Consider the following 26466-nt stretch of genomic DNA (forward strand, 5'->3'; position numbering starts at 1 on the left):
CGGAAATTATTAAGCCTTCTTTAAGGCTTTCTTAATAACAACGGGTGCTGTGAAACAGCAAATTGTATATAATTAGTTTTTATTCATTCATTAATTAGGCTACATTTTTATGAGTCACTTTCTTCCATTCTCCCGTCCTGCTATCGGGGATGAAGAGATTAAAGCAGTTGAAAGCGTTTTACGCTCCGGCTGGATCACAACAGGTCCCCAAAATCATCAGCTAGAACAAGATTTTTGTGAAAAATTTGGTAGCAAACATGCTATTGCGGTTTGTTCTGCAACAGCGGGTATGCATGTTGTTTTGATGGCGATGGGAATAGGGCCTGGTGATGAAGTTATTACACCTTCCCAAACTTGGGTATCAACTATCAATATCATTACGTTATTAGGCGCAGAGCCAGTAATGGTCGATATTGATCGTGACACATTAATGGTTAGCGCTGAATCGGTAAAAAAAGCGATTACCCCAAGAACCAAAGCAATTATCCCTGTGCATTATGCCGGAGCGCCTTGTGATCTTGATGCACTCAGAGCGATTGCTGATGAGGCTGGCATTCCTCTAATTGAAGATGCAGCACATGCGATAGGTACTCGATATAAAGATGAATGGATAGGTGAGAAGGGAACTTCTATTTTTTCTTTTCATGCCATTAAAAATGTCACTTGTGCCGAAGGTGGATTAGTTGTTACGGACGATGATGAATTAGCCAATCGAGTCCGTTGCTTAAAATTTCATGGTTTGGGTGTTGATGCTTTTGATCGTCAAATTCAAGGACGTAAACCTCAAGCGGAAGTCGTTGAGCCTGGTTATAAATATAATCTCTCGGATATTCATGCTGCTATCGCGGTAGTGCAATTAAGTCGCTTAGAAGAAATGAATGCTAAACGTGCTGAGTTAGTTGCCCTTTATCGTGAAAAACTTCAAGATTCACCATTGGAAATGTTAAGTGTGCCGGAATATCCACACTTACATGCTAACCATCTCTTTATGGTCAGAGTTGATAAAAATGCCTGTGGTATCGATCGTGATACATTTATGGAAAAACTCAAACAAAAAGAGATTGGTACAGGGCTTCATTTCCGTGCTGCGCATACACAAAAATACTATCGTGAGCGCTACCCTTCGTTATCCCTTCCTCAATCAGAATGGAACTCTGCAACGTTATGCTCGCTGCCGCTGTTTCCTGATATGAGCAATAAAGATGTTATTCGCGTTGTCGATGCGATCAATGAAATTCTTTCGGAGCATATCTAGTGTCAACATTTGAAAAAATCAATAAAGTATCAGTCGTTATTCCCGTTTATAACGAGGAAGAGAGTCTCCCACAGCTTTTAGAGCGAACAATCAAAAGCTGTAAACAGTTAGAACAAGAGTATGAGCTGATCCTTGTTGATGACGGAAGCAGCGATAATTCAGCAAAAATGCTAGAAGAAGCTGCCAACATTGAAGATAACCATGTTATTGCGATTATTTTAAATCGCAACTATGGTCAACACTCCGCTATTATGGCGGGTTTTAACCAAGCTGATGGGGATTTAGTCATTACCTTAGATGCTGATTTACAAAACCCACCAGAGGAGATCCCCCGTTTAGTGGCAACCGCAGAAGAGGGGTATGATGTTGTCGGAACTCGACGCCGTAACCGTCAAGATTCGTGGTTTCGTAAAACGGCCTCTAAAATGATTAATGCCATGATAACCAAGGCAACAGGTCGTTCAATGGGGGATTATGGTTGTATGTTAAGAGCATATCGTCGTCATATTATTGATGCGATGTTGCAATGCCATGAGCGTAGTACTTTTATCCCAATTTTAGCGAATACCTTCGCTCGTCGTACGATTGAAATTGAAGTCGCTCACGCTGAGCGTGAATATGGTGATTCAAAATACAGTTTCTTAAAACTCATCAATTTGATGTACGACTTATTAACCTGTCTGACAACTGCACCATTACGTTTATTAAGTGTCGTAGGTAGTGTGATTGCTGTTGCCGGCTTTTTACTTGCCGTATTACTGATTGTACTACGACTTATTTTCGGTGCAATTTGGGCGGCAGACGGAGTGTTTACACTCTTTGCTATCTTATTCATGTTTATCGGTGCGCAGTTCGTTGCAATGGGTCTATTAGGTGAATATATAGGCCGAATTTATAATGATGTAAGAGCGCGTCCTCGGTATTTTATCCAAAAAGTGGTTGGCGTTAAAAAACCCAACAAAAATCAGGAAGAAGACTAATGAAAGCAATAGTATTTGCCTATCATGATATTGGCTGTGTTGGTTTAAAAGCACTTGAAAAAGCGGGTTTCGATATTCAAGCTGTATTTACCCATACTGACGATCCTAACGAAAATCATTTCTTCTCATCCGTAGCGCGTGTTAGCGCAGAAATGGGATTAACCGTGTTTGCTCCAGAAAACGTTAATCATCCATTATGGATTGAGCGTATTCGTGAGATGAAGCCAGATGTCATTTTCTCTTTCTATTATCGCCATATGCTAAGCGATGAGATCCTGAATTTAGCACCTAAAGGTGCATTTAATTTACATGGCTCTTTATTACCTAAATATCGCGGTCGTGCACCTATCAATTGGGCCATTGTCAATGGTGAAACTGAAACAGGTGTCACTTTACATAAAATGACGGCTAAAGCAGATGCTGGTGATATCGTTGCACAAGAAAAAGTAACGATTGAAGATACTGATACTTCATTAATTTTACATGAAAAAGTCAGAGAAGCTGCGGCGAAATTAATGGCTCATACGTTACCGCATATCGCCTCAGGTAACTATTCAACAACAGCGCAAGATGAAAGCCAAGCAACTTATTATGGTCGTCGTTGTGCTGATGATGGTTTAATTGACTGGAATGCAGATGCTAAAACGGTTCATAATTTAGTTCGTGCCGTTACTGAACCATACCCAGGTGCTTTCACTTTCTTAGGTGAGCGCAAAATGATTATCTGGCGCGCACGTCCAGTGGCAGATAACCAAGGTAAACGTCCGGGTACTGTTATTTCAACTGAGCCTTTAGTTATCGCATGTGCGAAAGGTGCAATTGAAGTTATCACAGGTCAAAGTGAAAATGGTCTTTATGTTCAAGGCAGCCGTTTAGCCACTGAAATGGGGATCGTGACAGATGTACGCGTTGGACCAAAAGCAACAGCACAAGTGAAACGTCGTCAACGTGTACTGATTTTAGGTGTCAATGGCTTTATTGGTAACCACCTAACTGAGCGTTTATTAAAAGATGGTAACTATGATATCTATGGTATGGATATCGGTTCATCAGCAATTGAACGCTTTATTGGTAACCCTCGTTTCCACTTTATTGAAGGTGATGTCAGCATTCATACAGAATGGATTGAATATCACATCAAGAAATGTGATGTGATCTTGCCATTAGTAGCGATTGCAACACCGATTGAATATACCCGTAATCCATTACGTGTATTTGAATTAGATTTTGAAGAGAACTTAAAAATTGTTCGTTATTGTGTTAAATACAATAAACGTATTATTTTCCCATCCACATCAGAAGTATACGGTATGTGCGATGATAAAGAGTTCGATGAAGATAATTCACGCTTAATCGTCGGTCCTATTAATAAACAACGTTGGATTTACTCTGTTTCTAAACAGTTATTAGACCGAGTTATTTGGGCTTATGGTGCTAAAGAAGGGCTGAAATTCACTTTATTCCGTCCATTTAACTGGATGGGGCCACGTCTTGATAACTTAAATTCAGCGCGTATTGGTAGCTCTCGTGCAATTACTCAGTTAATTTTGAACTTAGTGGAAGGTTCACCGATTAAACTGGTTGATGGTGGTGAGCAAAAACGTTGTTTCACTGATATTAATGATGGTATTGAAGCATTATTCCGCATTATTGAAAATCGTGATAACAAATGTGATGGTCAGATCATCAATATCGGTAACCCAACTAACGAAGCAAGTATTCGTGAGCTAGCAGAAATGCTGTTAGATTGCTTTGAAAAACATGAGTTACGCGGTCACTTCCCTCCATTTGCTGGCTTCAAGAAAATCGAAAGTAGCAGTTACTACGGTAAAGGCTATCAAGATGTTGAACACCGCAAACCAAGCATCAAAAATGCTGAGCGTCTATTAGATTGGAAACCAACTATCGAAACACGCCAAACGGTAGAAGAGACATTAGACTTCTTCTTACGTGGTGCAGTTGAAGAGTTAGGTAATAAGTAATGAAGAAAGTTGGCTTGAGAGTCGATGTGGATACTTATCGGGGTACAAAAGAAGGTATTCCACAATTGCTGGATGTCTTTAACAAGCATAACATTCAGGCCAGCTTTTTCTTCAGTGTCGGTCCAGATAATATGGGGCGCCATTTATGGCGCCTTTTAAAACCGAAATTTCTGTGGAAAATGCTAAGGTCGAATGCCGCTTCATTATATGGACTGGATATTCTATTAGCCGGTACGGCGTGGCCGGGTAAAAAAATTGCCAAAAATTTAGGCTATTTGATGAAACAAACCCAAGATGCGGGGCATGAAGTCGGATTACACTCATGGGATCATCAAGGTTGGCAAGCTAAAGTAGGCCGTTGGTCAACAGAAGAATTAATGCAACAGGTTCGTTTAGGTGTAGAAGCACTGGAAAAAGCACTTGAAAAACCTGTAAAATGTTCTGCGGTTGCTGGGTGGCGTGCTGATGAACGTGTTCTAATGGTTAAAGAAGCTTTCCAATTTGACTACAATAGTGATTGTCGGGGAACGCATCCATTTAGGCCAGTTCTAGAAAATGGTTCTATCGGTACAGTGCAAATTCCAGTAACATTACCAACTTATGATGAAGTGGTCGGTACTAAGGTAAAGGACGAAGATTTTAATCAATTTATTATTGATGAAATCAAAAAAGATCAGGGTATACCTGTTTATACTATTCATACCGAAGTTGAGGGAATGTCAAAAGCGGCTCAATTTGAGCAGTTATTGGCAATGATTGCAAACGAAGGCATCGAATTCTGTCCATTAAGCCATCTACTACCACAAGATATAGACATGCTTCCGATGGGTAAAGTTGTCCGATCTGACTTTCCAGGTCGAGAAGGCTGGTTAGGGTGCCAACAAGAGGTCTAACAAAACTATGTTGAATAACCGGGCGAGTAAAATCGGGGCCATCCTCTTGGCTCTTTTTTTTGTTCTTACCTACTTATTTCCATTGAACAGCCGGTTATTATGGCAACCTGATGAAACACGTTATGCGGAAATTAGCCGTGAAATGGTGGTGAGCGGGAACTGGATTGTTCCCCATATGCTTGATATCCGCTATTTTGAAAAACCAATAGCAGGTTACTGGATTAATAATATTAGCCAGTTAATATTTGGCCACACCAATTTTGCCGTACGCTTTGGTTCAGTTATTTCTATCCTATTAAGTGCGCTACTTATTTATTTATTAGCACGGATGATGTGGCGTAATCGCCAAGTCGCTTTTGTGGCTAGCTTAATTTATTTATCCATGTTTTTGGTGTTTAGCGTCGGAACTTATAGCGTACTTGATCCGATGTTAGCGCTTTGGGTTACGGCAAGTATGGTGTGTTGTTTTTGGGCGTTGAAAGCAACCACGGTAAAAACGCGTATACTGGCATGGATAACGCTAGGTTTAGCTTGTGGTATGGCCTTTATGACCAAAGGCTTTTTGGCATTAGCTATCCCTGTTATCGTGATGATCCCTGTAACCCTTTACCAAAAACAGTTCACTCGGATGTTACTCTATGGTGTGCTTGCTGTTTTAAGTGCGGCGTTAATTAGCTTGCCGTGGGTTTTAGCGGTGGCGAAGGCTGAGCCTGATTATTGGCACTATTTCTTTTGGGTTGAGCATATCCAGCGTTTTTCTGGTGATGATGCTCAGCATAGTTCCCCTTTCTGGTATTACATCCCTATAATTTTACTGGGTGTTATTCCTTGGCTTGGATTATTACCAGGGGCACTAACTAGTGCATGGAAGAAGCGCCGTAAGCGTCCTGAACTCTTTTTCTTACTATGTTGGTTTGTAGTACCTTTCCTATTTTTTAGTATCGCGAAAGGTAAATTACCTACTTACATGTTGCCATTTATGGGACCGTTGGCGATGTTAATGGCCAAATACGGTGTAGACTGTGCTAGAAAATTTAAAATGAAAGCACTGCGCATTAATGGCTATATTAATATTTTTATTGGTGTTGCTGCTGTTGTTGCGATATTAATTATTCAATTGGTTTCTTCTAAACCTATCTATATGCCTTATGAATGGTCAAAATGGGTATTAGCGATTGTCGCTTTCTCATTATGGGGCATCATTGGTTATCTCTGCTCTACATTAAATGGTAAACATTGGCTATGGGCAGCCTCTTGCTCTTTAGGGGTAAGCTTATGTATTGGGCAAGCCATTCCCAATAGCTCTATTGATGGTAAATTACCGCAAGAGTTTATTCGCCAAAATATCGATACCCTCAATGCGAGCAAATATATAGTCAGTAACAGCGTTGGTGTGGGGGCTGGATTAGCTTGGGAATTGCAACGTAGCGATATCTACCTTTATGAGAGAACAGGGGAATTAACCTATGGAATTGAATATCCAGATTCTCAACATAGATTACTAAAACCTGAAAGTTTTGAGCAATGGTTAGAAAATGCCAGAAAAGAAGGTAATGTCTCTGTGGTGATCACTTATAAAGATCCGAAGAAACTGGCGCAGATGCCACGACCTGAAGAGTTAGTGACGAATCGTCGTATGGCTATTTTGACCTATGAGAAACGTAAGTAATGGCCTTTTTTTTGTTACTTATTGTTAGTTTGCTAACCTGTATTGGCCAAGTTTGTCAGAAACAAGCAGTGGTGAGTTGGCAAAATAATTCAACCACTAAAGCCAGAAAGACGATTTTCTGGCTTATTACTGCCATCGCTATGCTAGGCTTTGGCATGTTATTTTGGTTACGTTTACTGCAAATCCTCCCACTTAGTATTGCTTATCCGATGTTGAGTATTAACTTTATTGTCGTCACTTTGATAGGCCAATTTATCTATAAAGAGACGGTTAATGTGAAACATTGGGTTGGTATTGCCTCGATTATGTTAGGTATTGTGTTAATGAGTATGCAGTCATGAAAACCGGTTACTTATGGGCCATCGCCAGTGCATTATTAGTCACAGTTGCACAACTACTGTTAAAAATAGGTATGTCAGAATTACCTGATCTGCAATTAGAAAAACAGTGGTTTGATCTTCATTGGTTATGGGCAAACATAATACCTATCAGCGTTGTTTTCGTGGGACTGATTGGCTACGTACTGTCAATGGTTTGTTGGTTATTGACTTTACGTACAATTCCCCTAAACAAAGCTTATCCACTCATCAGCCTTAGCTATGTCTTTGTTTATATTCTCGCGGTAGTTTTACCTTGGTTTCAAGAAACGCTGTCGTGGTCTAAAACAATAGGTATCATTTTTATTATGCTAGGTGTTTGGTTAATAAGCCAAAAAACGGAGCAAACAACATCGCATTAGCTTAACTTAGAGAGTGTTATTTTCTCTTTAAAGTGAGCTATTGTGCGATTGACACTATCAATGCTTGTGTATTCACCTTCAATCACTTGTTTTTACGTAAAAAAGCAGATAGATTTTAAAATCTATTGTCAATAATTGGGTGGATGCAATGAGAAAGCCTACTTTTTATTCTTTCTTACTCTGTATTATTCTGCTAGCTGGATGCTCATCGAGTCCCTCTAAGCGTCTCCCACCCGCGCCCCCGTTAAAAACGCAACTTTCTGATCCTATTATGGTCATTGTGCAATTAAAATCTCAGCTAGAGCAATGGTATGGTACGCCTTATCGCTATGGTGGCATGAGCCCATCAGGTATTGATTGCTCAGGGTTTGTGTATAGGACTTATAGTGATCGTTTTGATATACAACTGCCAAGAATGACTATCGATCAAACTAAATATGGTACACAAATTAGTAAAAGTGATTTGATGCCTGGTGATTTAGTATTTTTCAAAACAGGAGGAGGGGATAACGGGCTTCATGTTGGTATTTATGATACTGACAATACCTTTATTCATGCTTCTACCAGTAAAGGCGTTATTCGTTCATCATTAGATAATGCCTATTGGAAAAAAACTTTCTGGCAGGCTCGTCGATTGTAATTTTGTGCCATTGAAGGCGCTAACCTACTGAGTGTTATGCTATCTTATAGCTAACTTTTTTCATATAGGGATATCTTATGTCAGGCAAATTGCGTCTACTTCTTTCTGAGTCTTATGATCCATGGTTTAACCTCGCGGTTGAAGAGTGCATTTTTAAACAGATGCCAGCTGATCAACGAGTCCTTTTTTTATGGCGTAATGATAATACGGTGGTGATTGGTCGAGCACAAAACCCATGGAAAGAGTGTAATACCCGAAAAATGGAAGAAGATGGTGTGAAATTGGCGCGTCGCTCAAGTGGTGGCGGTGCAGTATTTCATGATCTAGGTAATACCTGTTTTACCTTTATGGCAGGCAAACCCGAATATAATAAAACTATTTCGACGCAAATTATTTTAGATGGGTTATCGAAAGCCGGCATACAAGCAACGGCATCAGGACGAAATGATTTAGTCGTACCATTGGCTGATGGTGAAAGAAAAATTTCTGGCTCTGCCTATAAAGAGACAAAAGATCGTGGTTTTCATCATGGTACTTTATTAATTAATGCTGATTTATCTCGTTTAGCTAACTATTTAAATCCAGATCCGAAAAAACTACAGGCGAAAGGGATCACCTCGGTGCGCTCTCGTGTCACTAATTTAGTGGAATTAAAACCCGATATAACTCATGAAAAGTTATGCCAAGCGATTACTGACAGTTTTTTTGACTATTATGGTGAGCGTGTTGAAGCTGAAATTATTTCACCACAAAAATTACCTGATTTACCGGGTTTTGCAGAAACATTTGCAAAACAAAGTAGTTGGGAGTGGAATTTTGGTCAAGCGCCTGCGTTTTCACATCTATTAGATAATCGCTTTAAATGGGGTGGTGTTGAGCTGCACTTTGATATTGAACGCGGTACGATTATTAGAAGCCAAATTTATACCGACAGTTTAGATCCCGCACCATTAGAAAAGTTATCGCAGATGTTAGTTGGACAGCGTTATGCTTCTGGATCGATGAAAAGACTATTAGCGCAATTAATAGAGCAGTACCCAAATAACCAATCAGAGCTTGAAGAGCTGCAACAGTGGCTTGTTCATGCGCTTTCTTAATTGATTATTATCTATTTAAGAAAACGACTGACAATAAAATGGTTTGATATAATAAACAAAGCGGGAAAACATGATGTTTTCCCGCTTTGTTTTGTCAGTCAATACTTCTGGCTATATTAGCTATTTTCACATGACATAAAACGACGTGTATCTGGTAACTCACCATGTTCTCTAAATTTAGCTGGTGTAGTGTTGAAGTGTTTTTTAAAGATACGAGTAAATGTTGCTTGGGAACTAAAGCCATACATCAAAGCAATATCTAAAATGGACATGTCTTTTTCTTGTAAAGACTTTGCTGCTTCCAATAAGCGACGTTTACGTACATATTCGCCTAATGTGCAACCTTTAAAATCTTTAAAAATACGTTGCAAATGCCACTTGGAGTAGCCACTTTTATTTGCAATCGTATCAATCTTTATACCCTCATTACGTTGTAACTGAGTTTCTAACCATTTCAGAATATCATTAACGACATTTTCAGCCATAAAAACCTCCCACAATAGGTGGGGACATAGTGCCCAATTAAATAGAATAGTAACGTATGTTATTTGTAATCTATTTTAAGCATAGAGGAAATAATAGGTAGGCAAAAAGTGCTTTTTATGATTGATAATCATTATCAAAGCAATAGGAGTAAGTAATAAACAATGATTGATAGATAGTCTATCAAAAAGAAAGTGATAAGTTTTATAAAATTGGCGCATTTTATTTTATTGAATTTACTCTATTATTTAGCAATCGCTAAATTTTGTTATAGCTGTTGTTTTGTAGACTGTTATATTTTTTGATAAAAAATCAATTAAATCATTGATGAAGATGTATTTCAAATCCAATTTTATTGGTTGAAATCGTTTTTTTAATGATTAATATTTCTAATTAAAATAAGTATTGATACTTGGTTGTTTAAAGTGCTTTTATCAATATATAAAGGCTAATATAAATCTGTCAAAAAACGGTTATTGCATAGGGGGAATTGTAGACAGAAGCAGAAGATAAAAGCAGATATACTAAATAAGCTCACTCACAGACAACGGGAGACACTCTGCGAGTGAGACGAAAGATTTTTTATAATAAAAAATGCTCTCTTACAATTTCACGACCAATTTCAATCGATGCTGTTGCGGCAGGAGAAGGGGCATTACATACATGTAATGAACGTTTGCCTTTAACAAAGTGAAAATCATCAACTAATTTTCCTTCGCGAGTTAAAGCTTGGGCGCGTACACCTGCCGGGCCTGGGTGAATATCTGCTTCACGTAGAGCAGGAATAAGCTTTTGTGCATTTTGGGCAAACAGCTTACGTGAATAGGAACGACGTAATTCGGCCATCCCTTCACCTAAATAATTTCCGGCTATTTTCCAAAATCCTTTATAGGTTAGTACTTCAGTGAGATCTTTTAAGTCAATATCACTTTTCTTGTAGCCTTCACGTTTAAAGGCTAATACGGCATTAGGGCCTACGTCACGATGCCCGTTATACATACGTGTAAAATGGACACCTAAAAATGGGAAATCAGGATTCGGCACAGGATAAATAAGATGATTAACTAAATAATTTTTATTTGAGTTGAGCATAAAATATTCGCCGCGAAAGGGAACTATCTTCATGCCGGTATCGTAGCCCGCCATTTTTGCTACCCGATCACTAAATAATCCAGCACAATTAATCAGCCACTTTGCGGTAAATTGTGTTGTGGACGTGGTGACTGTTACCGTTTCGTCCGTTTCATTAATCGCATTTACTGCTTGGTTAAAGGCAAATACTCCACCTCGAGCTTGAATGATTTCAACGTGTTTGGCGGCAATTTCCGGATAGTTGACAATACCGGCATCAGGAACAAGCAAAGCAGCAATACCATTAACATAAGGCTCTCTGGCTTTTAGCTCGCTCTCGGTCATTTTAATCACTTCAAGGCCATTTTGTATTCCACGTTGATAGATATTTTCTAATGCTGGTAGCTCTTTTTCATCAGTTGCCACAATCACCTTGCCACAACGATCGTAATAGAGATGATGCTGTTTACAAAAATTGTAAGTCGTGATGTTACCTTGCTTAGCGAGTCTTGCCTTTAGGCTTCCTGGTGTATAGTAAATCCCCGAATGAACAACATTGCTGTTATGGCCACTTTGATGAACGGCGGGGCCAGATTCCTTATCAATCACCAGTACTTTAAGCTCAGGTTGGCTTTCTTGTAATGCACTGGCAACCCCTAATCCTACTAATCCTGCACCGATGATAATTACGTCATAAGTCATAATACTACCCATATAATCCAGTATAAGAGTTAATTTTTTTCTTGTTGTAAGCGCTTTAACTTTCCACGTACATTGGCTAAATGAAGACGCATTTTGTGGCTAGTTTCATCACTATCTTGTTGTCTTATTGCTTCAACAATAGCTTCATGCTCTGCAATAACACGCTCAGTTTCGGCAATACGTCCTTTATTTTGGCTTAAGGAATACATCAATACGCCAAGATAAAGCTCATGTAAGTTATCGAGGATGCGCACGAAAAAAGGATTATGTGAAGCAACCATAATGGCACGATGAAATTGATAATCTTCTTGATGACCAATGTTGTTGTTTTTCTGCGTGGCTAAGATAAAGGCCTGATGTGCTTGCTCTATCGTCAGCAATTCTTCTGGTGTTCGACGTAAAGCGGCAATGGCTGCCGCTTCATGTTCAATGACCTCACGCATTTCAAGCAGTGATTCAATTTCTTGAGGACAAGCAATTTCCATCACAATAGGTTCGTATTTACTCAAGATAGAGTGGTCAATAACGCGTCTACCGCCTCCTTGGCGTGACGTAATAATGCCACTCGCTTCTAATACCCCTAATGCTTCTCTGATGGGAACTCTGCTAACGCCAAAGGCGTCAGCGAGTACATTTTCAGACGGTAGTTTTTCACCAATAGGATAGGTCCCGTCATAAATATTTTGCTTAATTTGATCAAGAATTTGTTGCGACGCTTTTTGGCGTGAGATCTTTTTTATCATCTAGTTTTCTCCAGATACTTGCCCTACATTGACCAGCTGTTTTTTAGAGCGCAACAGATGGAAAGCGCCAGTAAGTAAGATCAACGCCATACCTAATAAATCGGTATATAGTCCGGGCTTAATCATTAAAATAGCGGCCGCTGCAAAGGCGATACGTTCAAACCATGTTGTTTTGATTATCCAAAAATTCGCAGTGGCAATACTTAGTGCATAAATTCCCACTAATGCACTAATGACCATTAACCCGATAGAGATAACACTTAAATTATCACCTTGCATCAGTAATGCAGGGTTATAAACTAAAATAAAAGGAATAATAAAACCAGGGAGTGCTAAACGTACCGCATCCCATGAAGTTTGCATCGGATCGGCTCTCGCAATACTTGCTGCCGTATAGCTTGCTAGGGCGACCGGAGGAGTAATATTGGATAACGCGCCAAACCAGAAGACAAAGAAATGAGCCGCTAAAGGCATCACACCGGCTTTAATTAAAATAGGTGACACTGTAACGGCAACCACGATATATAGAGCAGTTGATGGTAAGCCCATACTTAATACAATACAGACTAACATCACAACCAGTAAGATCATCCATAATGTATTGTCAGTCATAGAGACAATATTAAATGCTAAGGTCGCACCGATACCGGTCATGGTAACAACACAAATAATCACACCAATGGCAGCACAAGCGATAGTCACTTGTACCGAGCCACGAGCCGCTTCTGCTAAAGCATCAGCCACTTTAGTTAATGTCATTCGTACCGTTTTATCAGGTGTTAGCCAGCTGGCAACAATAATGGTTAAAATACCAAGAAAACCCGCATAAATAGGAGTTTTACCCATTAATAGCGTGCCAATTACAATAATTAAAGGTAATAGTAATAAACCGCGTGCTTTTAATACCGCTTTAACTTGTGGAATATTCTCTTTGCTAAGTCCTTTTAAACCTTGTTTTTTCGCTTCAATATCAATTGCCATGATCAAGGCCGCGTAATAGAGCAACGCAGGAATAATCGCGGCAATAACAATCGTGGTATAAGAAATTCCCAAAAAGCCCGCCATAATAAAAGCTGCCGCACCCATAATTGGTGGCATGATCATTCCACCTGTAGATGCAGTAGCTTCAACGGCACCCGCAAAACGTGATGTTAAGCCAATGTTTTTCATTAATGGAATGGTAAAGGTTCCCGTAGTGGCTACGTTGGCGACCGCGCTACCACTTAATGAACCTGTTAATGCTGATGAAATGACGGCAACTTGAGCAGGCCCCCCACGGCGACGTCCCGCCATGGCTAGCGCTAAATCATTAAATAGTGCTGTGGCACCACTAACACTTAAAAACGAACCGAATAAAATAAATACCACGATAGCGGTAGAGGCAGTAGAGAGTGTAATACCAAAAATACCTTCACTGGTCATAAATAAACGATATAACAGTCTCTCTACAGAAAATCCTGCATGACCAAAAATACCCATAAAGTATTGGCCAAATAGGGCATAGATAATGGCGAATGTGGCTAGGCTAGGAATAAAATAGCCCGTTGTTCTTCTTGCTGCTTCAAAAAGAACAATAATGCCAAGAATTGCCATCGCATAATCCATTGTGTTGGGAATACTTTTTCTTACCACATGGAGATCAACATAGTTAAAGAAAAAATAGCCATAGCTGATTAATGTTAAAGCGATAAAAAGATAATCCCAGCCATTAAATTTTGCGGTAGAAAATCGTTTAGAGAATGGAAATAAAATAAAACCAAGGATCAAAATACCACTAAGAAAAATAGTATTACGATAAAACTCTTGGGTGTTGGATAAGGCATTAGAGTAAATAGCATACAACGAAATGAATATCGCCAGCGTGGTGGTGATTTTTAAATAGATACCGGTAAGGTGACGAGTGCCTGAGCTAGCTTCTTTATCTAATGCTGGTGGCTCTACCGGAGTTAGGTGGTCATTATTAGTCATAACTCACTCCTGTTATTTATTATTAGTTTGCGTTTGAGCTTCAGGTGGAATTAAATAGTCAGGGATATCTAATCCAATTTCTTTGTAATAACGATAAGCTCCAAGGTGTAATGGCACAGAAACACCTTTTAACGCATTTTCGGTGGTGATGTATTTTGCAGCACTATGTACTTGATGAACTTCTGGTAAGTTTTCAAACATGGTTTTAGTCAATTCATAAACTAACTGGTCATCAATACTTGTGGTTGTCATTAAGATATTAGGTTGTGCAATGGTGTTTACTTTTTCTGCTTGGCGAGGGTAGGTATTTGCTGGTATTTCAAAGCGAAACCAAGAGTTAGCAATATGATTAATATCATCAAGTTGCTTATCAGTCACTTCAAGTAATTTGGCATTAACACCACTGGCATACATATCGGTAACCGCAGAGGCGGGAACACCCGCAGGTAATGCCCCCCCATCAAGGCGTCCATCACGCATTGCTGAAACAGTATCTCCATAACCAAGATATTCAGGAGTGATCTCTTTTTTAGTTAAATTCACACCTTTAAGAATGATAATGGTCGATTGTTCAGTGCCACTGGCTTGTGGCCCGACAGAGAAGCTGGTGGCACGAATATCATCCAATGTTCCTGTTTTTACTTTGTCATTCATTAAGACAAAGTGCTCTACATTTGGCCAAAGCATTGATATAGAACGTAGATTTTTTTCAGGTTTGCCTTCAAAATTACGTACACCTTCGTAAGCTTCCACAGCTAATAGACTTTGTAGAATAGAAAGCTGAGCTTCGTTTTGTTGCATTAAATAGATATTTTCAATTGAGCCAGCAGAGGACTGCCCTGTGACTTGTATTCCTCTATCCTTGAGGTGGGTGCTCCAAACATTGGCTAAACCGACTCCCATCGGGTAATAAGTTCCTCCTGTTGAGGCCGTTGCTACAGAGAGAAATTGCTTATTGGCATTCTCTTTTTTGCCGATCATTGCTAGTGATACAACAGCAATAACAGCAACAATACCGATGGCAAGCTTTGTTTTTCTTATTCTCATGATGTTGTTCCTGTACATAAAAACGCAGGTGAATATTTCACATCAACTTGTATACAACATGACAACTTTTATAGGTAAAGGAAGGTTACGAAATTGTGAACTGGGTTGATTAATTTGATACGTGAATGTAACAAATTGTGATCATGATGGTAATTATGTAAATTATATCCATAATCAAGGGGTTTTTATCAAGAAGACAGAGAAAATATCGATAACTTGGGGTATTTGAAAAATAATTCACTAAAAAATAAATTAATAATAGATTTTCTAAAATAAATAACTATTTACATTAAAGGAATAAATAAGAGCAGAGAGGGGCGAGAAAACAATAATTAACGGGTATGGCTAACAAATAAATATCAAAATTAGTCAATTAAAGATAATAAATAATTAAAAATTATTATTTTATAATGAGATGGAGATTACGCCATTGGCTATTAAAATAAATACTCCTGACCACACTAAGGCTGAAACAGCACTTGTTAGATAAATACCATAAATGGGGAGTTTTAATAAACCTGCGCTAAAAGGCGTAAGGTAGCGAAACACAGCTAAAAAGCGTGAAATAAAAAGAATAAAGAATGCTTTATTTTTTAACAGTTGTTGTATACGTAAGATCTTTGTTTGATAGCGGGTAACCCATTTATTTAAGCGAGGGAAATAATAAATGGAACGTCCTAACTGATAACTCGCTATAGATCCTAATAAGGCACCTAAACTAGTTGCTAACCAAAGTAAAATAGGCGAATGGAAGGGCAAGCAAACCCCAAATATTAAGATCAGCATTAACGATGCGGGAGGTAAAAAGGATGAAATACCAATAGTAGATTTTCCCGCAGTGAGTAGGGTAATAGTAAAAAATAAAGCGATAGGAGAAACATGACTTAATGTGTCAAGCATTGAATGGAGTATCTCCATTTTATTCTCCTTTGATAATATTTTGCCCCTTTAGTATAGAGTGCATCTTTATACCAGACTGTCCGTTAGCCTAGCAAAATTTAATGGTCAGAAAAAGTAAGTCAAGAGCTTGTAAATAAAATGCCCCTCCATTTTAATGACTAATCCGTTAACTGGAGGGGCTTATTACTAAATAATTAAATTATAATTAATGTGCTTCATTAATTTATCGTTATCACGATAATCAACAGGAATGGCTAACACAGCAGGACCATCAACAGCTATCGCTTTACGTAAGGTTTCACGAAGTTGAGATGCGCACTCAACAGAAAATCCTTTAGCACCAAAAGATTCTGCATAGCGTTTAAAATCAATGGGACCAAATTTTACGCCAGAAGGACGGCCATATTTTACCTCTTCTTGCATCTCCACCATATTATAAGCATTATCAACCCAGATAATATGCAATATATTGGTATTAAGACGAACTGCGGTTTCTAGCTCCATTGAAGATTGCATAAATCCCCCATCACCAGAAACAGAGATAATTTTATCGCAAGGACGTACAAAAGAAGCGCCTATTCCCCAAGGTAATGCAACTCCCATGGTTTGTTGGCCATTAGAAATTAGCATTTGTCTCGCTCTAAAACTATAAAGGTAACGTGCAAGCCAAATATGAAAACTCCCCATATCAATACAAAGAGTGACATCGTTATCAATGATATCTTGCATTTCATGTATGATAGTTAAAGGATGAATAGGTGTGCCTTGTCTAAAATAACTATTTTGTTGCAAAATTTCCCTTTGCTGACGTATTTTCTCTAGTATTCCTTGGCTCTGATTAGATAATTGTAATTTTGAATTAGGCTGGTGAGTTAATTGTTGCGTTAACTTATCCAGTGTTAATTTAATATTGCCTGTTAATTCTAAGGCAGGGCAGTAAGCTAAATCGATTTCAGCTTGGATCTCATCAATATGGATAATATTGGCATTATGACTGTTCCATAAGGAAGGTTCATACTCAATCGGGCTATAACCTAAAGTGATAACTAAATCAGCGTGTGCCAGTAATTCATCCCCTGGCTGATTATTAAATAAGCCAATTCGTCCGGCAAAGAGTGGAAAATGGCGATGAGCAATAGCCCCGGCAGATTGATAAGTACCTACAATAGGAACAGGAAAAATATCAAGAAAATTCTGTAAGGCAAGAGCATTTTCTGGATCGTTGGCTTGAAGCCCTATTAATATCACAGGGTTTTTCGCTTGTAATAATAAGCTGATCGCTTCTTGAATTGCACTATCACTCGCGGCACCTAAATTAGGTTTGGATTTAGGTGTTAATAACGGGCTATCTACCTCATTATTGAGTATATCCATTGGAAAGGTTAAAAAAGCCGAGCCGGGACGACCTGACTCCGCATGACGAAAAGCATTGGCTAACGTCTCTGAAATTGATTGTGAAGAATCAACTTCAGCGCAAAACTTAGTGATTGGGTTAAACATTGTTACTGTGTCCATACTTTGATGAACCAGTTTAAGTCTATCCGTAGATTTAACTGAGCCTCCTAAGGCAACTAGAGGATCACCTTCTGATGTAGCTGTCGCAATGCCCGTTGCTAGATTAGAACAACCGGGACCAGAAGTGGCTATCGCCACACCCGCTTTACCGGTTAAACGTCCTACCGCACCCGCCATAAAAGCTGCATTGGCTTCGTGACGCACAACAATAGTTTTAATTGTTGAATCAACCAAAGAATCAAAAACACGGTCAATTTTGGCTCCGGGGATCCCAAAAACTTGTTTAACACCATGTTGTTCTAATTGCTTAACCACCAAGTCAGCACCGCAATTCCAATGATGAGAGTTCATAAAACCTTCTTTAAGTTTGCAAGTGAATGAATAAAAACAGAATGACCTTTAGGAATGATTACTTTCAGTTTTCGGCTTGTTCTATTGCCTGATGAAGGTCATCGGGCATTAAATTAGCTTCTAAGAATGTTGATTGATGAGGTAAGTCAATAGTAAAACGAGAGATAACACCGATTTGTAGGGTGCCTTTTTTTAATTGATAATCAAGTACATGGCCACCACCTTCACGTTGGTGATTAATATAATGCTCATGAAATCCAGCAACATTAAGGCCTTGAGTAAATTGCGGGGAACGAAAGCCGGCAATAATACCCATTTCATCGTGAAAGGTAAAAATAGGCTGATTTTCAATGGCTTCTAGCATGGGCACATAAGGAGGCTCTTGACGTGGCACTGTACGTGTTTTAACTAATTCAAATTCGCCTTCAATTTTGATGGCACAAAATAGATTATCGGAAGGGACATATTGGTTAATAATATTGTGAACCTGTTGTTGGGAGACAGGAGCCGAAAACTGATGTGTAATATCAGGTTTAAAGAATGTCATTACAGCAAAAGGCGAGCCTTGATCTGGACGGGCTTCTCGCGCACTGCCATCTGAACGTAATTGAAAAACGTTACTATCAAAGGCGACCAATTCGCCATCAAGATGATTAAAAGTACCTAAACCAAAATCACCATGCTTTAATAAATCAGCAATAGTAACATCACTATCATAAACACCAGCAATAAGACTACTCATTAAAGAATTTTGGTAGATAGTACATTCTGGATGTTTATTAATATAATGATTTAAAGAAGTTATTATTTCTTGGGTGCAGTTGCAGGAACTATGAGTATTTTTATGGTTATGGGTGATATCACTATTATCTCGCTCGATATGGTTAAAGCTAGTTTTCATAATGAAGCAGATCCTTATTTATTTAGATAGACATTCATCAACTATCAATTTCATTATTAGCCCTATAGGTAAGATTTTCAAATGTTTTAATTGATATCAAAAAAGATGTGATAATCATAGAGAGTGAGATTAAAGCTATTTTATTGTTTTTTATAAATTTAATTTTACGTGTAACTTTATTAAAAAAAAATTAAAAAAATATCAATGTTATTGATGAGGTTGCTTTGTTTGTTTCTATGGGAAACTATAAATTAATGTAATTATTTTGAGCGATTATGAGTAATCACAAGGAAATTAAAGAAGAATTTAAAGAAAATGGATATTAATAGTTTTTTATTTTCATTGTGATTTATTAGAAATATATTTTTAGTTATAAATAATAAAATTAATTTTCTTAAAATTTAAAAAAAGATTAATTTTAATAATTATTATTTAGGAGGAAGTTAGAGTTATCAAGAAGGATAAAAGTGTTACAAAATGTAACTTTTAATTCCAGGTAAACAGAAATGTATCTATATATGTAAGATTGCTGTTGTTATTATGTAAGTTGTTAATTTTCATTTGTCATTATATATCAACAGATTATGTTGATTTTTTTACATTTATGATCGGTATCTCCGATCGATGATTTGATTATGATAGGTTTTATCTATCACATTTCACTTAATTGATCGATTAAAACGTTTTTACTAAGTCTAATTATGACAATATAGTAATAAAAATTTTAGTTAAGTAGAGGGTAAAGTAAGAAAAAGGAATGCTTTCACAAATGAAAAAAGATGATAATAATAGCGTTAGTATGTCGGATTTTTTTAATAAAAAAACAGGGTTGTTTATAAAGTATAAAAGGAAAGAGTTAGGTTTAACAGGACAGGATTTAGCGATCATATTGAATGTTAGTCAGCAACAAATTTCTCGATATGAAAATGGAACTACAAATATTACTGTTACCTTACTTAATAAAATACTGATGATATTGGACTCATCATGGAGTGAGTTTTTAACATTTAATGAATTAACTGATAGGTATTAATTCTGATTTAATTGTTGTTAATTAATATTTAATATATGGGGAAGTTTAAATGAAAAAATTATTATTACCTCTAGTCATGAGCAGTGCATTATTTAGTGGATATACATTAGCTAATACCGGTGAAGTTCAATTTATTGGTGCGGTTACGTCGGAAACGTGTGATATTGATACAGAAATTGGTGGTTTAGTTAAATCAACAATCGATTTGGGTAAAATGACCACTGCAGATACCAATGGTAAATATGTTGAATTTGAATTAGTCCCTCGTACGGATGAATGCCTGAAAAAACCAGTGGCCAAGTTGGTTGGCAAAGTGCAGGTTTTACTAATTCAGGTCTTGCTAATATGAAAGGTACTACCGGTGGTGTATCTATTCAATTAACAGCGATTAATTCAACCACACCTAATCAGGATGTAACTTATAATAACCAAAGTGTTGATTTTGGTAATGGTAATGATCCAATTGGTAATATGAAATTTAAAGCAAGAATGACAGCAACGGCAGGTCAAACTGTTACAGAGGGTACTGTAATTTCAAGCGCAACTTATGCAGTAGCTTATAAATAATGTTTCATTATTTAATTTTATAATGTCTATTATCAATGTAGTTACTTTTATTTAATTATTCTAATAATAGTTATTATTATGCTCTATTTAGGGTGCTTTTAATCTATTCTATTTTTGTGAATATAAATAAAGTTTAATATAAGCATTATGACTGGAATAAAGGGTCATTGATCCTTTATTTCATTTGAAAATATTAATGGATAATATCAATGCGTTTAAAATCAATTAATGCTTTTGTGTTATCCTTGTTAGTAAGTCCATTTTATGTTTGCGCAGATTTAAATATGGACTTCTTACATGGAGGAGTTCAACTGCAAGCTGCTGGTGTATTTGATGAAAATACCAATTATCCTGCTGGGCATTATATTGTTGAGGTTATTTTCAATCGAAAATTAATTAGTAAAAAAGAATTAATTATCTCACCAGAAGATAATGAAAATTTATGTTTAAAAAAAGATTGGATTAATGAGTTATCGCTTCCAATAAAATTAAATTTATTTGAATTATATTATCATCCTGAGCGCGATTGTTATGATATTAGCCGTTATCCTGGGGCTCAGGTTATTTTTGATAATTCGAAGCAAACTTTAACATTTAGTATTCCTCAAATTGCATTAGATGAATCTCTGCGCCGGCAGGAATGGGATTATGGGATAACAGGTATTAAATTAAACTATTCGGGCTATATTTCTAAAACCAGTTCTTCACAAGCACAAATTTATGGTGATTTTGATTTATATGCTAATTTAGGTCGTTGGGTCGCTTATGTTCGTAGTAGTTACCAAAGGAACTCGGGTACAGAAACATCGGAGGCAACAGTTTCCACAGCAATTAAATCAATACAAGGAAGTTTTACCGTAGGTAAAACAATAACCTCTTTATCAATATTACCTAACTTTGCTTTTTATGGAATGTCACTGCGCTCGGAAAGGGATATGCGCCCATGGGAAAAACGAGGTTATGCACCGGTTATTTCTGGTGTTGCAAACTCTAATGCTAAAATTACTATATCTCAAAATGGATATGTATTAAGTTCACAAGTTGTTCCCGCAGGGGCTTATCAATTAAAAAATATAGCACCAGTAAGTAATGGAAATATAACAGTGACAGTAGAAGAAAGTGATGGGACAAAAACAGTTCGCTATTATCCTGTTGCCACACTTTCTTCCTTATTACGCACAGATGAAATAAATTACAACATTGCTATCGGAGAAAAAGAAACAGTAGGTAAAAGAGAAAATAGTTTATTTTTTCTAGGTGCATTTGACTACGGATTAACTAATGTTACGGTTCATGCTGCGGGAATTTTGCATAATAATTATAAAAGTGCAGCATTAGGAATGAGTAAAGATTTTGGACGATTTGGTGCAATGTCATTTACTGCTAATACTGCTGTAAGTGTATTTCAAAAACAGACACCAACAGCACCCGAAGTTAGGCAGTCTGGTATCAGCTATTCGTTACAATATGCAAATTCATTGACTGATAATACTAATTTACAGCTACTCGCATATCGCTATACTGGTAAAGATTATGTTGATTTTAATGAGTTTAATTCAAATGCTTTATATCATCGCAGTAATCGTAAAGAGCGTTATGAAACGATATTGTCCCAAAGTTTTGATGGTAGCTTTGTTAGCTTATCTGCTTGGATGCAAACATATAGAAATAGTATTAGTAATGAAGTTGGCGCAAATATTACTTACAATACAACAATTAAATCTGTCGATTTCTCATTATCAGCGGATTATCAAAAATTAAACGATTATGAGCATGATAATTATATTATTTCTGTTGGAATAAATATTCCCTTTAGCTTATATGATAAAAATCATTTTTGGGCAAATTCTGTTAGCTACGATAGGAAAAATAAAGCTAGTTTTAATTCTGGTGTTTCTGGAAGTATTAATGAAAAAATAAACTATAGTATCAATACAAGTAAAGATCGTGATAACTGGTCTAATTCTGCTTATTTTGGTATTGATCATAGTATTATTAATACGGGATATGCGATTTCTCAGAATGGCCATCAAACTACCAGTTCTATTAATGCTTCAGGAAGTTTATTAGCCACCCCAGATACAGGATTATTATTCAGTAATGTCAGAAGAGATACTGTCGCAATTGCAAAAATTAAAAATATAGAGGGTATAACATTCAATGACTCACCGCCAACTGACAAAGAAGGAAACACTATTGTTGGGGTATCACCATACATTGAAAATAATTTAAAAATAAATACAGAAGAAATTCCGAATAATGTTGAATTACTTGATTCTGTTCAAAATTTTACTCCAGTAGATAAAGCTATTATTTATCGCGAGTTTAAATATTCAACAATTCAAAGGTATATATTAAGAATAAAAAATAAAAATGGTGATTTTATTTCTGCTGGAAGTGCTGTTAGAAATAAAAATGATGAATATATAGGATTTGTTTCAAATTCTGGGGTTCTTTTATTAAATTTATTAGATAAGCCTAATAAGCTATTCGTTATATCACCTAATGGTGAAAAATGTACTTTAAATTTGGAGAAAGTAGAATCTAATGATCATAAAATTATGGAAATTGAATGTAATGAATAGAATAGTATTTGTTTTTGCTTTAATCATATCGTCATTAACCTGTTTTAAAGCATATTCAGCGTTTACGCTTAATGGTACTCGCTTTATTTATGATGAAGGTCGCAAGAATATCGCGATAGAAGTTAAGAATAATAGTGATAAAACCTATGGTGGCCAAGTTTGGATTGATAATCTTAATGGGAATGAAGTGTTCTTTATTCCTGCACCTAATTTATTCAAAATAACTGGAGGAGAAAAACAATTAATCCGCTTGCTATATGTAAATGATATTTTACCTAAAGATAGGGAATCATTGTTTTGGCTCAATATTCAGGAAATCCCGCCAATTTCTTCTGCCGATGACAGTAATGTGCTTGCTGTTGCATTAAACACACAAGTTAAACTGATTTATCGCCCTAAGATTTTAGCTGAAAAACGCGAGGATGCAGAAAAAAGTCTGACATATAGTGGTTCAGTTTTAAAGAATCCTACACCTTACTATTTTGCATTAACTCAAGTGTCAGTCAATAATAATCCTTTGGTCTTGTCAAAAGACATTGAGCAATCTATTAGTTTATTTCCACCTTTCAGTGAGGTAAATGTGCAGCGCCCATTGTTAGGTAAAGTAACCGTTGAAGCTATTGATGATTATGGTGCTAGACGTGTTATTGAGCTTAATTAAGGAAGTAAAAATGAAAAATAAATCATTTTATTTCACGCTATTATTATTTTTTATTGCTATGGATACTTCTGCTGCTCGATGTCGGAATGTGTCAATCAAATATAATTTTCCAGCCCAAATAGATATTACAAATAAAAAAGTGGGAGATAAGCTTTATTCTTTTGGTGCGCCAGACGCCCCTATAAACGTTGCTGGTCAATGTCTACGTGCTAATAGTGGGGCGGGAAATACAAATGGAAATTATATTTATATTGTTGATCAATATGGATCATCACCAACATTATGCCCGACTACTGGTACAGTTGATAAAAATTCACCAGATGGATACTTGCGTTTTCGTTCAACGGGAAGTTGTGCTAATTCTTCTTGGCTGCTAGTTCTTGATTATAAAATATCTGGGGTTGGCTGGACCAATTTAACAGGTCCCGGTGGTGGTACTGATTCAGGCGTTGTTTATTTACAAAAAAAGCCACCTGTAGGAAAAACGGTTATTAATCCTGTCTATATGTTGAAACGTAATTATTATTCTCGAATTGGTCAAATGGGCAATACGTTACAAAAGGAAAGCGTTGCTCTTAGTGCACCAACATCGATGACGTTGATAAATAATGCTTCTTGTGCAGTGTCTGTTAATGACGTCGCATTTGGTGAACAAACCGCTAGTGACGTAAAAATGAATACTATTGCAGGAAAAAATATAAATATTTCTTTTACGTGTAATGCTGTATTACCTGCATACACACTCAGTTTTTCTGGTAAAGATGGTGTGAATAATGCCACAACAGGGATCATTAAGGTTAAAGATAATAGTTCTGTGGGGTATCAACTTTCTTGGGCAGATAGCACGGTTAAACCCATTAATAGTGCTGTAGTTATTAATAATGTGGCAATAGCTCCGAATACAAAGCCAAAAACCAATAATTTTACTATTCCGATAAGGGTAAAACCTGTTGCGTTATCCACTCAGCCAATCCCTGGGCCGGCTAATACTGCATTAACGATTAATATAAAGTTAAATTAAATGGAGTTAACGATGGTAAAAAAATCTTGTTTTATGTTTAGCGTTATTTTATTTCCTATTTATGTTGGAGCAACAAGTTTCACCTCTAATGTTACTGGTGGAACAGTCACTTCAAATTTAAGTATGACAGTGAAAGCCTCTTGCAGTACAACGGTTGGTGATGTGACATTTGGTGACCAAAGCGCGGGTGATATTAAAAAAGGAGCTGTCGCAGAGAAGGTAATATCATTGGCTATTGTATGCGATACAAAAATGACTAATTACACATTAGCATTTACGGCGGCTGATGGTGTTAAAGATGTAGCAAATGGCATTATTAATACTAAATTAAATTCAACGGTGGGTTATCAACTTAAGTGGGGAGATTCGACCGTTAAACCTGTGGATACAGCAATTACTATTAATGGCAGTACAATTACCCCAACAAACAAGCCAACGCAAGAAAGTTTTACTATTCCAATCAAAGTTAAACCTGTTGCTCTTGGGGAGACTGTTTCTCCTGGTGCAGCAAATACGGCGTTAAACATTAAACTAACTTTCAATTAGTTGAGGGACTATGTGCAAATCTATATTGCTTACCAGCCTGTTAATCTTTATCACAAGAAGTTGTTATGGCTCTGAGTTAAATGCAACCTCAATCATTGGCGGTGCTGTTCAATCGCAATTTAGTATGAATGTAAAAATAGCTACATGCTTACCCGCTACTGTTGACAATGTTACTTTTGGAGCAGTTGATACAGCGACTATTTTATCGGGTGAAGTTGAAGGGCACTCAACACTCTTTTTGGATTGTACGGGCACAATTAAGCCACAAAGAGTTACAATACTTTTTGAACCTGCTAATCCTCATTTAACCATGGGTAGTGTGGGTTATATTGGTTCAAAAAATACCACACTTGGCTATTTTGTGTCGTGGGAAGATGAACAAATAGGTGCTATTGGTGAAGGGGTACCAATGGGGAAGGCACTTTTTTTTAAAAAAACGGATGCTTCATTGATGAAAGTTAAACTTAAAATAAAACCAGTTGTACTTCCATTAGGAGGAAAGTCCGTTCATTTGGGTAATGGAAATACCCATATAACTATCAAAATAAAATATATCTGATATGAGTTTTTGTATGAATAAAAAAATATATATGTATTTTATTATTACTTGTTTAAGTAATTTTCCTCAACCAAGTTTATCAGATGAAATCTTACCTGATGCTCAATTAACAATTTCTTTGGATGTAGTTAGAATCACTTGTGATATTAATAATGGAAAAGGATTTAATAAAATAGTAGATTTTGATGTTATCAACGAAAGTAATTTATTAGCTGGTAATCAACCAGCCGTAAAAACACAGTTTATTGTTGATTGCCAAAAAAGTGGTTTTAAACCTGAGCATATTGATATCAAAGTTAAGCCTGGTAGCCAAGGTGCATTAAATAATGGTATTGGTGGTGAACTTAAAACCAATTTATCTGGTGTAGGAATTTATTTATCATGGGCAGACTCAAGCCCAATAAATCTATCTGGAGTGAATAAAAGTTTTAGTGCAGATCTTAATAATCAATTTGATATTAGTTTTTTTGCAAAACCATATGCTCAATCTCAAATTGTTGAAAAAGGTTCACTAAAAAGTAGCATAATTATTAATGCATTATATAAGTAATTTATTTT

General features: G+C 36.8%; 26 protein-coding genes. 18 read left to right on the forward strand and 8 right to left on the reverse strand.

The genetic code is table 11. The features are described from left to right. Window positions 1–109: 109 nt before the first annotated feature. The 9 genes from arnB to lplA all read left to right on the forward strand — a co-directional run bounded on the left by arnB (window position 110) and on the right by lplA (window position 9255). A complete protein-coding gene (arnB, locus tag HMPREF0693_RS00465) occupies window positions 110–1255 on the forward strand; it encodes a UDP-4-amino-4-deoxy-L-arabinose aminotransferase (protein WP_004242616.1) in 1146 nt (381 codons plus the stop codon). Further along, window positions 1255–2235, forward strand: a complete 981-nt coding sequence (arnC, locus tag HMPREF0693_RS00470; RefSeq protein WP_004242618.1) for an undecaprenyl-phosphate 4-deoxy-4-formamido-L-arabinose transferase — start codon at window positions 1255–1257, stop codon at window positions 2233–2235. The genes arnB and arnC overlap by 1 nt, the downstream gene beginning before the upstream one ends. After that, the gene (gene arnA / locus HMPREF0693_RS00475) at window positions 2235–4217 is read left to right on the forward strand and encodes a bifunctional UDP-4-amino-4-deoxy-L-arabinose formyltransferase/UDP-glucuronic acid oxidase ArnA (RefSeq protein ID WP_004242621.1); all 1983 of its coding nucleotides are present in this window, start codon (window positions 2235–2237) and stop codon (window positions 4215–4217) included. The genes arnC and arnA overlap by 1 nt, the downstream gene beginning before the upstream one ends. After that, complete coding sequence (gene arnD, locus HMPREF0693_RS00480; protein WP_004242622.1) at window positions 4217–5110, forward strand: 4-deoxy-4-formamido-L-arabinose-phosphoundecaprenol deformylase; 894 nt, start codon at window positions 4217–4219, stop codon at window positions 5108–5110. Before arnA ends, arnD begins: the two co-directional genes overlap by 1 nt. Before the next feature lie 7 nt (window positions 5111–5117). Then, window positions 5118–6779, forward strand: coding sequence for a lipid IV(A) 4-amino-4-deoxy-L-arabinosyltransferase (arnT, locus tag HMPREF0693_RS00485; RefSeq protein ID WP_004242623.1), 1662 nt, complete (start codon window positions 5118–5120; stop codon window positions 6777–6779). Continuing rightward, window positions 6779–7120: a 4-amino-4-deoxy-L-arabinose-phosphoundecaprenol flippase subunit ArnE gene (gene arnE / locus HMPREF0693_RS00490; protein ID WP_004242624.1), complete on the forward strand. Its 342-nt coding sequence runs from the start codon at window positions 6779–6781 to the stop codon at window positions 7118–7120. Before arnT ends, arnE begins: the two co-directional genes overlap by 1 nt. Continuing rightward, a complete protein-coding gene (gene arnF, locus HMPREF0693_RS00495) occupies window positions 7117–7518 on the forward strand; it encodes a 4-amino-4-deoxy-L-arabinose-phosphoundecaprenol flippase subunit ArnF (protein WP_004242625.1) in 402 nt (133 codons plus the stop codon). The genes arnE and arnF overlap by 4 nt, the downstream gene beginning before the upstream one ends. Window positions 7519–7666: 148 nt before the next feature. Further along, a complete protein-coding gene (locus HMPREF0693_RS00500; protein WP_012367837.1) occupies window positions 7667–8158 on the forward strand; it encodes an NlpC/P60 family protein in 492 nt (163 codons plus the stop codon). A 77-nt stretch (window positions 8159–8235) separates the two neighbouring features. Continuing rightward, window positions 8236–9255 (forward strand): lipoate--protein ligase, encoded by a 1020-nt coding sequence (lplA, locus tag HMPREF0693_RS00505; RefSeq protein ID WP_004242627.1) that lies wholly within the window; start codon window positions 8236–8238, stop codon window positions 9253–9255. A gap of 116 nt (window positions 9256–9371) precedes the next feature. Here lplA and HMPREF0693_RS00510 read toward each other — a convergent pair whose 3' ends face one another. From HMPREF0693_RS00510 to budA, 8 genes are all read right to left on the reverse strand, one after another. Continuing rightward, the gene (locus tag HMPREF0693_RS00510) at window positions 9372–9740 is read right to left on the reverse strand and encodes a helix-turn-helix domain-containing protein (RefSeq protein WP_004242629.1); all 369 of its coding nucleotides are present in this window, start codon (window positions 9738–9740) and stop codon (window positions 9372–9374) included. Between the two features lie 580 nt (window positions 9741–10320). Next, window positions 10321–11523 carry an L-2-hydroxyglutarate oxidase gene (lhgO, locus tag HMPREF0693_RS00515; RefSeq protein ID WP_004242630.1) on the reverse strand — a complete coding sequence of 401 codons (1203 nt, stop codon included), beginning with the start codon at window positions 11521–11523 and terminating at the stop codon, window positions 10321–10323. A gap of 17 nt (window positions 11524–11540) precedes the next feature. Next, window positions 11541–12254, reverse strand: a complete 714-nt coding sequence (locus tag HMPREF0693_RS00520; protein WP_004242631.1) for a FadR/GntR family transcriptional regulator — start codon at window positions 12252–12254, stop codon at window positions 11541–11543. Then, complete coding sequence (locus HMPREF0693_RS00525) at window positions 12255–14222, reverse strand: TRAP transporter permease (RefSeq protein WP_004242632.1); 1968 nt, start codon at window positions 14220–14222, stop codon at window positions 12255–12257. It lies immediately after the preceding gene. 12 nt (window positions 14223–14234) lie between these two features. Beyond that, window positions 14235–15269, reverse strand: a complete 1035-nt coding sequence (locus tag HMPREF0693_RS00530) for a TAXI family TRAP transporter solute-binding subunit (RefSeq protein WP_004242633.1) — start codon at window positions 15267–15269, stop codon at window positions 14235–14237. A gap of 405 nt (window positions 15270–15674) precedes the next feature. Then, entirely contained in the window at window positions 15675–16187 is a 513-nt protein-coding gene (locus HMPREF0693_RS00535; protein ID WP_004242635.1) for a DedA family protein, read from the reverse strand. Window positions 16188–16355: 168 nt separating this feature from the next. Further along, on the reverse strand, window positions 16356–18035 hold the full coding sequence (gene alsS / locus HMPREF0693_RS00540) for an acetolactate synthase AlsS (protein WP_004242636.1): 1680 nt from the start codon (window positions 18033–18035) through the stop codon (window positions 16356–16358). Between the two features lie 64 nt (window positions 18036–18099). Next, window positions 18100–18936: an acetolactate decarboxylase gene (gene budA, locus HMPREF0693_RS00545; RefSeq protein WP_004247954.1), complete on the reverse strand. Its 837-nt coding sequence runs from the start codon at window positions 18934–18936 to the stop codon at window positions 18100–18102. 769 nt (window positions 18937–19705) lie between these two features. Between budA and HMPREF0693_RS00550 the strand changes: the two genes are divergently transcribed. The 9 genes from HMPREF0693_RS00550 (at window position 19706) to HMPREF0693_RS00585 (ending at window position 26458) form a co-directional block, all read left to right on the forward strand. Next, window positions 19706–19969, forward strand: coding sequence for a helix-turn-helix domain-containing protein (locus tag HMPREF0693_RS00550; RefSeq protein WP_004247955.1), 264 nt, complete (start codon window positions 19706–19708; stop codon window positions 19967–19969). 49 nt (window positions 19970–20018) lie between these two features. Beyond that, on the forward strand, window positions 20019–20318 hold the full coding sequence (locus HMPREF0693_RS19345; RefSeq protein WP_004242640.1) for a fimbrial protein: 300 nt from the start codon (window positions 20019–20021) through the stop codon (window positions 20316–20318). Continuing rightward, a complete protein-coding gene (locus HMPREF0693_RS19350) occupies window positions 20315–20536 on the forward strand; it encodes a hypothetical protein (protein ID WP_004242642.1) in 222 nt (73 codons plus the stop codon). Before HMPREF0693_RS19345 ends, HMPREF0693_RS19350 begins: the two co-directional genes overlap by 4 nt. A gap of 209 nt (window positions 20537–20745) precedes the next feature. Continuing rightward, window positions 20746–23121, forward strand: coding sequence for a PefC/AfrB family outer membrane usher protein (gene pefC / locus HMPREF0693_RS00560; RefSeq protein ID WP_017827234.1), 2376 nt, complete (start codon window positions 20746–20748; stop codon window positions 23119–23121). After that, window positions 23114–23782: a fimbrial chaperone gene (locus tag HMPREF0693_RS00565; RefSeq protein ID WP_004247958.1), complete on the forward strand. Its 669-nt coding sequence runs from the start codon at window positions 23114–23116 to the stop codon at window positions 23780–23782. The genes pefC and HMPREF0693_RS00565 overlap by 8 nt, the downstream gene beginning before the upstream one ends. Window positions 23783–23792: 10 nt before the next feature. Next, entirely contained in the window at window positions 23793–24803 is a 1011-nt protein-coding gene (locus HMPREF0693_RS00570; protein ID WP_004251413.1) for a fimbrial protein, read from the forward strand. Between the two features lie 12 nt (window positions 24804–24815). Beyond that, complete coding sequence (locus HMPREF0693_RS00575; RefSeq protein WP_004251411.1) at window positions 24816–25349, forward strand: spore coat protein U domain-containing protein; 534 nt, start codon at window positions 24816–24818, stop codon at window positions 25347–25349. A 10-nt stretch (window positions 25350–25359) separates the two neighbouring features. Next, the gene (locus tag HMPREF0693_RS00580) at window positions 25360–25908 is read left to right on the forward strand and encodes a hypothetical protein (protein WP_004242653.1); all 549 of its coding nucleotides are present in this window, start codon (window positions 25360–25362) and stop codon (window positions 25906–25908) included. A gap of 13 nt (window positions 25909–25921) precedes the next feature. After that, complete coding sequence (locus tag HMPREF0693_RS00585) at window positions 25922–26458, forward strand: fimbrial protein (protein ID WP_004242654.1); 537 nt, start codon at window positions 25922–25924, stop codon at window positions 26456–26458. Window positions 26459–26466 lie beyond the last annotated feature (8 nt).

Source organism: Proteus mirabilis ATCC 29906 (assembly GCF_000160755.1).
Lineage (GTDB): Bacteria > Pseudomonadota > Gammaproteobacteria > Enterobacterales > Enterobacteriaceae > Proteus > Proteus mirabilis.

Coding starts and splice junctions, on each gene's coding strand:
- HMPREF0693_RS19345 (WP_004242640.1), top strand. CDS start 20,019: ATGAAAAAATTATTATTACCTCTAGTCATGAGCAGTGCATTATTTAGT.
- HMPREF0693_RS19350 (WP_004242642.1), top strand. CDS start 20,315: ATGAAAGGTACTACCGGTGGTGTATCTATTCAATTAACAGCGATTAAT.
- arnF (WP_004242625.1), top strand. CDS start 7,117: ATGAAAACCGGTTACTTATGGGCCATCGCCAGTGCATTATTAGTCACA.
- arnT (WP_004242623.1), top strand. CDS start 5,118: ATGTTGAATAACCGGGCGAGTAAAATCGGGGCCATCCTCTTGGCTCTT.
- arnE (WP_004242624.1), top strand. CDS start 6,779: ATGGCCTTTTTTTTGTTACTTATTGTTAGTTTGCTAACCTGTATTGGC.
- lplA (WP_004242627.1), top strand. CDS start 8,236: ATGTCAGGCAAATTGCGTCTACTTCTTTCTGAGTCTTATGATCCATGG.
- pefC (WP_017827234.1), top strand. CDS start 20,746: ATGCGTTTAAAATCAATTAATGCTTTTGTGTTATCCTTGTTAGTAAGT.
- arnD (WP_004242622.1), top strand. CDS start 4,217: ATGAAGAAAGTTGGCTTGAGAGTCGATGTGGATACTTATCGGGGTACA.
- HMPREF0693_RS00535 (WP_004242635.1), bottom strand. CDS start 16,187: ATGGAGATACTCCATTCAATGCTTGACACATTAAGTCATGTTTCTCCT.
- HMPREF0693_RS00510 (WP_004242629.1), bottom strand. CDS start 9,740: ATGGCTGAAAATGTCGTTAATGATATTCTGAAATGGTTAGAAACTCAG.
- HMPREF0693_RS00530 (WP_004242633.1), bottom strand. CDS start 15,269: ATGAGAATAAGAAAAACAAAGCTTGCCATCGGTATTGTTGCTGTTATT.
- HMPREF0693_RS00520 (WP_004242631.1), bottom strand. CDS start 12,254: ATGATAAAAAAGATCTCACGCCAAAAAGCGTCGCAACAAATTCTTGAT.
- alsS (WP_004242636.1), bottom strand. CDS start 18,035: ATGAACTCTCATCATTGGAATTGCGGTGCTGACTTGGTGGTTAAGCAA.
- arnA (WP_004242621.1), top strand. CDS start 2,235: ATGAAAGCAATAGTATTTGCCTATCATGATATTGGCTGTGTTGGTTTA.
- HMPREF0693_RS00585 (WP_004242654.1), top strand. CDS start 25,922: ATGAATAAAAAAATATATATGTATTTTATTATTACTTGTTTAAGTAAT.
- HMPREF0693_RS00525 (WP_004242632.1), bottom strand. CDS start 14,222: ATGACTAATAATGACCACCTAACTCCGGTAGAGCCACCAGCATTAGAT.
- budA (WP_004247954.1), bottom strand. CDS start 18,936: ATGAAAACTAGCTTTAACCATATCGAGCGAGATAATAGTGATATCACC.
- HMPREF0693_RS00570 (WP_004251413.1), top strand. CDS start 23,793: ATGAAAAATAAATCATTTTATTTCACGCTATTATTATTTTTTATTGCT.
- HMPREF0693_RS00550 (WP_004247955.1), top strand. CDS start 19,706: ATGAAAAAAGATGATAATAATAGCGTTAGTATGTCGGATTTTTTTAAT.
- lhgO (WP_004242630.1), bottom strand. CDS start 11,523: ATGGGTAGTATTATGACTTATGACGTAATTATCATCGGTGCAGGATTA.
- HMPREF0693_RS00565 (WP_004247958.1), top strand. CDS start 23,114: ATGAATAGAATAGTATTTGTTTTTGCTTTAATCATATCGTCATTAACC.
- HMPREF0693_RS00575 (WP_004251411.1), top strand. CDS start 24,816: ATGGTAAAAAAATCTTGTTTTATGTTTAGCGTTATTTTATTTCCTATT.
- HMPREF0693_RS00580 (WP_004242653.1), top strand. CDS start 25,360: ATGTGCAAATCTATATTGCTTACCAGCCTGTTAATCTTTATCACAAGA.
- arnB (WP_004242616.1), top strand. CDS start 110: ATGAGTCACTTTCTTCCATTCTCCCGTCCTGCTATCGGGGATGAAGAG.
- HMPREF0693_RS00500 (WP_012367837.1), top strand. CDS start 7,667: ATGAGAAAGCCTACTTTTTATTCTTTCTTACTCTGTATTATTCTGCTA.